We start from the raw sequence: 9,774 nt of genomic DNA, 5'->3' as shown, positions 1-9,774 counted from the left end.
TCGCGCCTTGCGAGGAGAGGAGGCAATTTTTTGCGTCCCCCCGCGATCCCGGTATTGCCTTGTAGGGTTCTACCCCTACAATAGCCGACCAGTGGCCACTACAAACCCGAGTCCAATCCCGACCACCGCCTCCGACCGATCGGTCAAAAGGCGCTGCGAGTGGTGCCACCAGCTCTTCACCGCGCCGGCGCGTGGCAATGGGGGACGCCAGGCAAGCTACTGCTCGAATGCCCACAAGCAGGCTGCCTACCGCGCCCGCAAGTCCGCGGCCCCCGCCGAGAACCTCTGAGGTCCCGCCCGCCTACGCCAGCACCTGCCGGATCACCGACGCGGGCTCTACCCCCGTCAGCTTCTGGTCGAGGCCTTGGTAGCGGTAGGTGAAGCGCTGGAAATCCAGCCCTAACAGGTGCAGCAGGGTCGCGTGCAGGTCATGCACGGAGACCGGATCGCGGACGATGCCGTAGCCGAGTTCATCGGTCTCGCCATGCACCTTGCCGCCCTTGATCCCGCCACCGGCGAGGAAGATGGAGAATGCCTTGATGTGATGATCACGCCCATCGCCTTGGGCCATTGGGGTGCGGCCGAATTCCCCGCCCCAAACCACCAGCGTGTCTTCCAGCATGCCGCGCTGCTTGAGATCGGTGAGCAGCGCGGAGGTCGCCTGATCGACGATCTTCGCGGTGGTGGCGATGCCGTTCTTGATGCCGCCGTGGTGGTCCCACCCGCGGTGATAGAGCTGGATGAAGCGGGTGCCGCGCTCGGCGAGCCGGCGTGCCAGCAGACAATTCGACGCGAATGAGCCATCGCCCGGGGTGCAGCCATACATCTCCAGCGTCTCCTTCGACTCACCGTGGTTCGACATCAGCTCCGGCACCGACGCCTGCATGCGGAAGGCGAGTTCGTACTGCTCGATCCGCGTGGCCACCTCCGGGTCGCGGGTCTTCTGCGAGTTCAGTTGGTTGAGCCGGTTCACCGTTTGAATGAGGTTCTTCTGGGACTCCGCGGTGTTGCCCGGCGGGGTGCGCACATAGTGCACCGGATCGCCGGCCGATTGGAATTCCACTCCCTGCAGGTGCCCGGGCAGGAAGCCGCTGCTCCACTGCCGTGACGAAATCGGCTGGGCTTGGCCGCCCCCGACGCTGGTGAGCACCACGAAGCCCGGCAGGTTCTGGCTTTCACTGCCGAGCCCATACAGCACCCAGGACCCCATCGATGGCCGGCCGGGAATGATCGAGCCGGTGTTCAAGAACGTCTGTGCGGGATCGTGGTTGATCTGCTTGGTATGCATCGACCGGATCACCGCGATCTCGTCCGCGTGTTTCGCGATGTGGGGGAAGATATTACAGATCTCCATGCCGCATTTGCCGTGGCGGGAGAAATCATGCTGCGCGCCCATGCAGTTGAGCGCCTTCCCCTGGAGCTGCGCCAGCTGCTGGCCCTTGGTGAAGGACTCGGGCATCGGCTTGCCATGAAGCTCGCGCAGCTTGGCCTTGAAATCGAAGGATTCCAAGTGCGACGGCCCGCCGGACATGCTGAGGAAGATGACGCGCTTCACCTTCGCCTGGTGGGTGGGCGTCGCCAAGCCTCCGGCGAGATCGGCGGCCAGAAGTCGCGAGAGGGCGATCGACCCGAGGCCGGTCAAGCCATGACCGAGGAAGGTGCGGCGAGAGGAATCGTGGAACATGGCGGGGAAGTTGAGAGCTTATGGTTGAGAGTTGATAGTTGGTGAGGAGCAATCCGCGCTGCAACGGGTTCTGAACTCTCAACACTCAACCAAAGACTCTGATCTCGGTTTCAGTAGCGGGTGATGGCTTCGTGAAGGTTGAGGATCGCACGGGCCAGCGAGGTCGCGGCGGCAAGCCGGGCCGGGGGAATTTCCTTGGCGGCGGGTAGCTCGCCGATAGCTAGCAACTGCGCGGCGGCCGCCGGAGTGGAGTTGAAGCGAGCCAGCTCCTGGGCATGGAACTCGCCGAGGATCCGGAGTTCTTCGGCCGTCGGCGGCCGGCTCAGGCAGCGCAACCAGGCGCGGGCCACCAGTTGATTCTCGCCTTCCTTCTCCGTCAGCAAGCGGGTGGCCAAGACGCGCGCGGCCTCGTTGAAAGACGGGTCGTTGAGCAGGTTCAGCGCTTGGAGCGGGGTGTTGGACGAGGTCCTTTCGGGGGAACATTCCTCGCGTGTCGGCGCATCGAAGGCCTTGAGCATCGGGTGCAGGAAGGTCCGCTGCCAGTGCGTGTAGAGGCCGCGCCGGTAGAGCTGCGCGCCCTTGTCCGCTTGGTACTCGCGTTCCGGGAAGTTGAGATGGCGATAGTAGCCCGCCGGCTGATAGGGCTTGGCGCTCCGTCCGCCGATCGCGGGGTTGAGCAGTCCGGACACGGCGAGCGCGTTGTCGCGGATGAGTTCCGCCGGCAAACGAAGCTGGCTCTGGCGGGCCAGCAGGCGGTTCTGCGGATCGCTCTCCGCCAGCGCGGGCGACGGCGTGCTCGCCTGCTGATAGGTCCGCGACAGCAGGATGGAGCGCATCACGTGCTTCACGCTCCAGCGGTTCTCCATGAACTCGACGGCCAGCCAATCGAGCAGCTCGGGATGGACCGGATATTCGCCCTGCAACCCCAGGTCGCCGGTGTCCTTCGACAGGCCGGTGCCGAAGAGCCGCGCCCACTGGCGGTTGACGAACACGCGAGCTGTTAGAGGGTTGTCCTTGCGGACGATCCAGCGCGCGAGATCGAGGCGGGTCGCACGTCCGGTGGCGGGTGGAGCCGCCGCGGTGAGGAAAGCGGGCGGCGCAGGATCGACGATCGGCCCGGACTTGTCCTGCCAATCGCCGCGGTCGAGCAGCCGGATCTCGCGCGGCTTCGCCGAGATCGTCATCGGCACGGTGGGTGCCGATTTCAGAAGGTTCGTCCGCTCGGTTTCCAAGGTCGCGATCTCACCCGCGAGCTTCTGCCACGCCGGTGTCGTCTGCTGATAGATCGTCGCCAGCTTGGCCTTGTCCGGTGCTGCGGCTTGCAGCAGTGCGATGGCCTCCGCCGGCAGATGGCTCATGCGCAGCGCGGGATCGCTGGTGTGAATGCCGACATTGTCCCAGTAAATCAGGCCGCCGAATTGGGTGCAGGCGAGCTGGCCGACCACGGACCCCGCAGGCAGCCCCATCGCAGCGGCCGGCACGGTGAGCCGGACCCAGCCACCGGCGCGCGGCAGCTTGCCCGCGTGATGGTAGGCAGTGGTTGGCCCACCCTTGCCATAGCTGATCGCATCATCGCCCCAGTAGGCGCGGTGCGACCAATCGCCGGCCACGTTCGCCTGCAGCATCAAGGCCTTGGTCGGCTTGGCCCGGTCGAGATAGACCCACACATACAGCTCGTCCTTCTCGCGAACCGTCACCGGCTTCTTCAGCGTGGCGATGTGCTGGACCAGCCCCGTGGACTCCTGCTTGCGCGAGTGCGTGCCGGCCTGCACCGGCGCGGCGGCACGGTCCACGAATCCGGGCTGATCGATTGACGCGGGATTGGGCAAGGTCTCATCCAGCAGCGGCGCATCGTACGGCGCCTTCGAAGCCAGCATCGCCCGTTGCTTGGAAATCCATGCATCGAGTTCCCGCGGGTCCACACCACCGCGGCTCTCATGCTGCTGGCGCAGGCGGCCGAGCTCCGCATCGACTTGCTGGACCCGCGCGCTCTGCTCCGCCGAGGGCACCGGAAGCAGCGGCCCCCATTCGTTGAAAGCGATGCCCTGCGACGTCCATTTCCCCAGGTCTTCCTGATACTTGCCGTCATTGTTGCACGCGCCTCGTTCCAGGATGTCGCTGAAGTAAGCGGCGAACGAATAGAAATCCTTCGCGGTGAAGGGATCGAACTTGTGATCGTGGCACTCGCAGCAAGCCATCGTCGATCCCAGCCAAGCGGCGGACGTCGTGCGCACCCGTTCCGCCTGATACTTCGCCAGATACTCGGCGTCCTGGATGCCGCCTTCCTCGGAAAGCTGGTTGAGGCGGTTGTACGAAGCCGCGACCTTCTGCGACAGCGTGGCCTCGGGCAACAGGTCGCCGGCGATCTGCTCGATGGTGAATTGATCGAAGGGCTTGTCGGAATTGAAGGCGTCGATGACGTAGTCGCGATAGGGCGAAGCCGAGCGCTCCTGATCGCCGTGGTAGCCCACGGTATCGGAGTAGCGCACGGCATCCAGCCATCCCACCGCCATCCGCTCGCCGAAATGAGGCGAGGCGAGCAACTGCTCCACCACCCCGCGGATCGCCGCCTCGGGGTCCTTCGCATGGGCCTGCTGGAATGCCGCCACCTGCTCCGGCGTCGGCGGCAAACCGATCACATCATAGTGCAAGCGACGCAGCAGCGTCGTCGGATCCGCCGGCGGCGAAAACCCCAGCTTCCGCGCTTCCAAGTCCCGCGCCACCAGACTGTCGATCGTCTGGTTCGGCTCGCGATTGGGAGCCGCGTAGGCCCAGTGCGGTTCATACTCCGCACCCGCCTTGATCCAGTCTTGAAGAAGCTGCTTCTCTGCCTGCGTCAGCGTCTTGTGGCTCTCCGGCGGCGGCATCAAGTCATCCTCATCCGTGGCATTGATGAACTTGATTAGCCGGCTCTTCTCCGGGTTTCCCGGCACGAATGCCTTCGCCTCGATGGCCTCCTCGCGAATGTCCAGCCGCAGGTCCTCCTCGCGCGTCTTCGGGTCAGGGCCGTGGCAGAAAAAGCACTTGTCCGAGAGGATCGGCCGAATGTCCCGCCCATAGCGGATCTCCCCGTGGGCAACGAGGGGCAAAGTAACCGCGAAGAACGCAACAAAGGCTCCTCTCCATGCCTGTCTGAAAAATGTAGCTGGGGCATCTTGCCCCAGTCCGTTCAAGGGGCGTCCCGCCCCTTGTCCCCTGCCTTGGTCCTTCAACCGGCAATCATTTCTCAGGGAATGTCGATGGATGGAAGTCATCAGGCTGCGGAATGCTGAAGGAGGCTTGGTCGGACAGTTTTCGGCGAGATCAGCGACTGCATGTCGCCGGACCATACTCCCTGGTGGCGCGTGATCGGCGCGACAGGATGCTCCTGCGGATGGGCGGGCGGACATTTCATCTCTCACTCTTGATTACCGAAAACCGTTCCGTTCTTTCGGAAAAAACCGCTCTCCCGTGACCGTCGAACGCTTGGCCTGAAATCAGGATCGCCCATGGCCTGGCTTCTCGACCTGATCTCCGACGGGATTCCCCATCATACGCGAGAGCTCATCCCGAAACCCATACTCGCTTGCAGGAAGACCCATACCCGCTTTCTCCATACCCGCTTTCAAACTCCGCTGGCGGAATTGGCGCTGCCACGGATAAGGAGCGTGGACATCCTGTCCACGCCGTGTCGACAGAATGTCGACGCTTCTCAGCGGCTCACGTCCGTACAGTGATGCAGCGAGATCGCTTCCTTGCCGGTGAACTTATTGCCGCGGAGCGTCAGGCCGCCAACCGAGTGCACGGAGATCCCGCCGCCATCGAACTGATTTTCAAGCAGGCGGACATTCTCGTGCACCGGCTGCTCCGGCGTGCGGGTCTTCGGGCTGATCTCAATCCCGCAGCCGATGAAGCGATTGTCGCGAACCGTTAGATCGCGGATCGGCCCCGACTCGAACCAGCCATTGGCATCGTCTTCGATCAGGATCCCGGGCATCGTGCAGCGGTGGAAGGTATTGCCCTCCACCAGCGACTTGCCCCGCGTGGTGATAAGAAAGCCGCGGCACGAGGCCATCTCGACCCGGTTGTTCTTCGCGATCAGCTCGGGATACCACGTGACATTGTCCACCACATCATCGGTGCCGAAGGCCGGAGCCGGACCATCGAGCGTGAGCAGCCAGTCCTTGCCATTGCTGCCGGCCTTCGGCTCGATCGCCGTCACCTTGCGGCGCGGGTTATCAGGAAGCTCGCGCAGGCTGGCGTGGCTGATCACCGCAATCTCATCGCCCGGCATGAAGGCCGCGAAGCCATAAGTCTGCGGCTGCATGAAGCGCAGGTGCAGTTGGTTGTCCGTCGTCTTGCCAATGATCCGCAGGTGGGTGCCGTGGACATTGATCGCATCATCCTGCAGGCCGGAGAAGCGGCAGTCCTCGACCGTGAGCCGGCCTTTGCAGCCGGAGAAATGCAGCGCGTCCGCCCAGCACGGGCACGTGCGGATGGTGCCCGGCGGCGGGACGAACTCGACCCGCTGGAAAGCGATGTTCTCGGTGAATTGGCTGATGATGCCCATGTTCGTCAGGGCGTGAAAGGTGCAGTCGCGGAATGAGATGTTCTTGCAGCGCTGGTTGAAGCCGCCCGCGGAGTCGCGGAAGATGTGGCGGAACTGGAACTGCCGGCCCTTGGTCATTCCGAAGTTCCCTTTGTCCCACACCAGCCGGACCTTGCCTTCGCCGACGCTGGTCGCGGTCGCTGTTGAAAAAGGATCCCAGTCGATGCCGACCCGCCACGCCCGGCCTTCCTCCGGGATTGCCTGTTGGACCATCACTCCCCCGCTGCCGATGTCGCCGGTCCAGCGGAACTTGCCGCCGTCGATGGCGAAGGTCGAGCCCTCCGCAATCCGGATCACGGCGCTGTCGGCCGCGACCTCCTCCACGCGAAACTCCGACACCGTCGGCCGCTTGAGGTCGAAGGCGAGACCGCGATAGCCGATGTCCTGCGAGTGGCTGTTCACGAACTCGATCATCCGCCCGCCCATCAGCAGTAGGCTACGATCCTTGCCTGCAGGCCCCGCACCTTCGAATTGTAAGTGCCGCGAATCCTCGACGAGGATCGCCATCGGCTTCGGCACGTCGGGCGCGTCGCTGGCATTCGAAATATGCCACGGCCGCCGCAACGATCGCCCCACCGCAAACTCGTGGACGCCGCGGAGAAAACGGATCACCACCGGCTTCTCTGCCGTGCCCGCCGCATGAGGTGTTAGAGAAAGCTCGTGCACGCCCGGTGCCACCAGCACCCGGTCGCCCGCGGCCAGCTTCAGCCCGTTGACCCGCACGAAGCTCTTCCACGCCGTGTCCGGCTTGGTGCCATCGCGGGTGTCGTCGCCCTTCGCCGGATCGACATGATAGGTCGTGCCACCGGGCGATGCGACCAAGGCCGCAGCCGCGGGATAAGGTTCCGCCTGCCCCATCGCGGGCAGAGAGAAAGCGGCGATCAGCGAGATCGCCGCCATGCGGGTGATGCCAGCGAGCCAGCGTCTCACGGCTTCTTCGCGTGAAGGACTTCCACCTCGTGGATCGAGTAGCCCCAGGGCGTCGTCGGCTTGCTCATCACGATGCGGACGTGGCGGCCGCTGGCATTCGCGAAGCGCGCCGTCGTCCGGCCCGGCTCGGCCTTGCCGGTGAAGACGTCCTTCCACTTCTCGCCATCGGCCGAAACCTCCACGTGATACTCGCCGGGCGTCGCGCTTTCCCAATCGATCGCCACGGTGTTGAAAGTGGCGCTACGGCCGAGGTCGATCGCCAGCGACTGCGGTGCCTGGGTAGGGCCGGATGACCAGCGGCTCTTCGGGTCTTCATCGGTCGCCAGGTCGGGAGTGAAAGCATGGGCGGTATCCGAGGCGGTCGCCGTGACCTTGGCCTTCGCGGCTTGGTTGTCGGGAATGTCGAGTCCCGCGGCGCGGCCGATCTCCTTCGGGGTGAGCACGCGGTTGATCACCCGCAGCTTGCGGATGCTGCCGACGAAGGACTCCCCTGCCCCGCCGCCGAGCTGGCGCAGCGGACAGACAAGCTGGTTTCCGGATTCACCGATCTTCTCGCCATTCAGCCACATCGTGTTGCGGCCGGTCTCGCCGACCACCGTGAGGGTCACCCATTCATTGAGCGGCAGCATCTTGTTAGACGACTTCGCCGTGTCATGGGCGACGCGGGATTTCCCCGGCGTGCCATTCCCTTCCAGGGTGCCGGCGGCGCGCAAGGTGGAGATGCCTTGGAAGGCGAGCTTCTTCTTGCTCTTCTGGCCGTTGGGATCGGTGACCGTGATCTCTTCCTGGCGCGTATAGTTCGCGCAGATCTCGGCGAGGTCGGACGAGATGATGACGCCGCGGCCCTTGGTGTCGGCCGTGCGGCGGACTTCCATGGTCAGCGTCCACGGCGACTCGAGGTCGCCGCGCTCTGCCTTGGCCAGCGGCAGCGGGATCACCGACGACTCGTTCTTCAGGCTCACCTCGCGCGGCAGGTCGAGCAGCACGCCATTCTTCCCAGCCGCGATGCGGTCGAGCAGCGTGACCGCCGGCACCGGCAAGGTCTTGCCCGCACGCTCGGTGAAAGCCTTGTAATCCGGCGACCCCTTGGTCCCCCACAGCTTCTCGGAGAAGACGTGCATGCCCGTCAGCGTGTCCTCGCCGACCTCGGTCAGCGTCCAGCCGGTCGGCCCCTGGTCGAACCACACGTGGAGCTTGCCGCCGAGCAGCTTCGGATCGTCCTTCGCCGGGTTCTTGGCCATGTCGCCGCTCACCATCCACGGCTCCCAGCCCTGATAGATCCCCGCTCTACTAATGCCATAGTAGTGCGCGCCGGGCACGAGGTAGGTGCGGCCGTGGTTGGAATTGATGATCGGGTGGCCCTTCGCGATCTGGCCCTTCGCATCGTCCGTCTCCCACATGTCGATGATCACCGTGGGATCGATCTGGGTGGTGCCGCCCATGTGCTCGAAGCCCGACCAGATCCGGCAATTCTTCCCGCGCGAGCGGACATGCGCGTTCATCGTATTGATGAACTGGCGGAAGCCCTCGTGCAGCTCGTCCTTGCGCGGGCCGCTGACGCGATACTCGTCCGTGCCGATGTGGAAGTCCGGCGCATCGAACAGCGGGATCATTTCATCCAGCAGCTTCTTCATCACCTCGATCGTCTTCGGATTCGTGACGTCCATGTAGTCCGGGTAGCCCTTCAGCGTGATCTCCGGCCAGTAGTTCGTGAAGCAGCGCGCGTGGCCGGGCATGTCGATCTCCGGCGTGATGACGATGCCGCGGGCCTTCGCGAAATCCTGCAACTCGCGGATGTCGGCCGCGGTGTAGTGGAGGTCCTTCGCCGCGAGTCCCGGGAACGTCTTGCTCTCCACGCGGAAGGCAGCATAGGTCCCGCCGAAGGCCTCGTCGCTCAGGTGAAGGTGCAGCTCATTCATCTTGTACCAGGCCATCAGGCGGATGAAGTCCTTGAGCGCGGACATCGGGTAAGCCTTGCGGCCCACATCGAGCATCAGCATGCGGCCCTTGTAGTCCGGCCAATCGCTGATCGTGCCCTTCGGCAGCTCCGGCGACTGCCGCAGCAATTGCAGCACACTGCGCGAGCCGAGGAAGACCCCGGCCGGCGTGGCACCGCGGATGGTAATGCGATCCGCGACTTCCACGGTGTAGCCTTCCGGCCGGGCCGCATCGCCGCCGAGCGTAAGGAACAAGACGGTGCCCTTCCCTGCCGCCGCCTTGCCCGGAGCCTGGAGTGCGGCGAGGTCCTCACGGATCACCGCGGCCGTCGCGGAGAGCGCGGCGGCGTGCGCCGGATCGATTTCGACGGTGGCATGACCCGCATCGAGGGTTCCCGCAGCTGGAGTCCACGAGCGAACGGCAGGAACGATGTCAGGAGCGGCGGCCAAGGCCAGCGACGGCAGCGTGGCACAAGCGAGCAGGCGGAGGAGCGGATGCATGAGGATCACGGAAAAGGTCACTGAATCGGGTTTAACTGCACACTTTTTTCACTTTATTGCCACATTTTTGCAGAAAAAGGCGGCCAGCGAAAGCCCGCCGGCCACCTTGGATTGCATTCGTCGGAACGAAGAGG

At 64.4% G+C, this 9,774-nt stretch carries 5 protein-coding genes; 1 reads left to right on the top strand and 4 read right to left on the bottom strand.

Features of this window, described 5'->3' with window-relative positions:
* The first annotated feature begins 91 nt into the window (after window positions 1-91).
* The gene (locus tag OKA05_RS27815; RefSeq protein WP_264490493.1) at window positions 92-289 is read left to right on the top strand and encodes a hypothetical protein; all 198 of its coding nucleotides are present in this window, start codon (window positions 92-94) and stop codon (window positions 287-289) included.
* 12 nt (window positions 290-301) lie between these two features.
* On the opposite strand, the gene OKA05_RS27810 is transcribed toward OKA05_RS27815, so the two are convergent.
* The 4 genes from OKA05_RS27810 to OKA05_RS27795 form a co-directional block, all read right to left on the bottom strand.
* Window positions 302-1,684 (bottom strand): DUF1501 domain-containing protein, encoded by a 1,383-nt coding sequence (locus OKA05_RS27810; protein ID WP_264490492.1) that lies wholly within the window; start codon window positions 1,682-1,684, stop codon window positions 302-304.
* Between the two features lie 110 nt (window positions 1,685-1,794).
* Complete coding sequence (locus OKA05_RS27805) at window positions 1,795-4,773, bottom strand: PSD1 and planctomycete cytochrome C domain-containing protein (RefSeq protein WP_264490491.1); 2,979 nt, start codon at window positions 4,771-4,773, stop codon at window positions 1,795-1,797.
* Window positions 4,774-5,375: 602 nt separating this feature from the next.
* Window positions 5,376-7,202, bottom strand: a complete 1,827-nt coding sequence (locus OKA05_RS27800) for a right-handed parallel beta-helix repeat-containing protein (RefSeq protein WP_264490490.1) — start codon at window positions 7,200-7,202, stop codon at window positions 5,376-5,378.
* A complete protein-coding gene (locus OKA05_RS27795) occupies window positions 7,199-9,640 on the bottom strand; it encodes a family 20 glycosylhydrolase (RefSeq protein WP_264490489.1) in 2,442 nt (813 codons plus the stop codon). The genes OKA05_RS27800 and OKA05_RS27795 overlap by 4 nt, the downstream gene beginning before the upstream one ends.
* Window positions 9,641-9,774 lie beyond the last annotated feature (134 nt).

Origin of the sequence: Luteolibacter arcticus (genome assembly GCF_025950235.1) — a bacterium.
Lineage (GTDB): Bacteria > Verrucomicrobiota > Verrucomicrobiia > Verrucomicrobiales > Akkermansiaceae > Haloferula > Haloferula arctica.
Note: the sequence above shows the minus strand (reverse complement) of the source record. Positions and strands in the feature narration are given on the sequence as shown.